This window comes from Variovorax soli NBRC 106424 (assembly GCF_001591385.1).
Classification (GTDB): domain Bacteria; phylum Pseudomonadota; class Gammaproteobacteria; order Burkholderiales; family Burkholderiaceae_C; genus Variovorax; species Variovorax soli.
This window is the reverse complement of the sequence record NZ_BCUU01000235.1, coordinates 1-675: the sequence shown is the minus strand read 5'-3', so window position 1 is coordinate 675 and position 675 is coordinate 1. Positions and strand designations below refer to the sequence as shown.

The following is a 675-nucleotide window of genomic DNA, read 5'->3' as shown; positions in this document are numbered from 1 at the left end:
GGCGGGGGCGCCACTGGCGGCGCCCGCGCCCGAGGCGCCGCTGGCTGCCTGCAGCTTGCTCAGGTCATTCAGGTTCTTCGACAGCTCGGCCACGCGGGCGCTGTCGTCGGCCGCCTGCCGGTTCTTGACCAGCTTGTCGTCCGCCGCGGCCTGCTTGCCGGCCCCGCCTTGCGTGATGGTCAGCTTGTCAGGCGAGGCGGTCGCCGCGTTGCGGTCTTCCACATTGGCCTGCAGCTTGCCCGCGGCCTTGCGGTCGGCGCTGTCCACGCGCGAGGACGGGGCGTTTTCCGCGAGGCGACGGCGGTACTGGCCGAAATCCTGGCTCTGTGCCGTGACGGTTCGCTTCGCCTCGTCGGGGGGGACCGCCTCGGCCTGTGCCGCGCTGGGCACGTTGAGCACGGCGCCCGCCTTGATGCGGTTCACGTTGCCGCCAATGAAGGCGCTCGGGTTGGCGCGCAGCATGGCGACCAGCATCTGGTCGAGCGAGACCTCGGCCGGCTTGTGGGCGGCGGCGATCTTGCCGGCGGTGTCACCGGCCTTGACCGTGACTTGCTGTTCTTCGCCGCTTCCGGTGCGCACCTGGGACTCGGCCGGCGTCGCCGGCGCGGCAGCGGGGCGCTGGCGGGGGGCGGCCGCAGCCGCGGCCTCGACCGGCGCCACCGGGGCAGGCGCGGG

Annotated in this window: 1 protein-coding gene; it reads right to left on the bottom strand. The window is 73.8% G+C overall.

Features of this window, described 5'->3' with window-relative positions:
• The coding region (locus VSO01S_RS26555; RefSeq protein ID WP_281179875.1) for a FimV/HubP family polar landmark protein at positions 1 to 675 on the bottom strand (675 nt) is incomplete at both ends.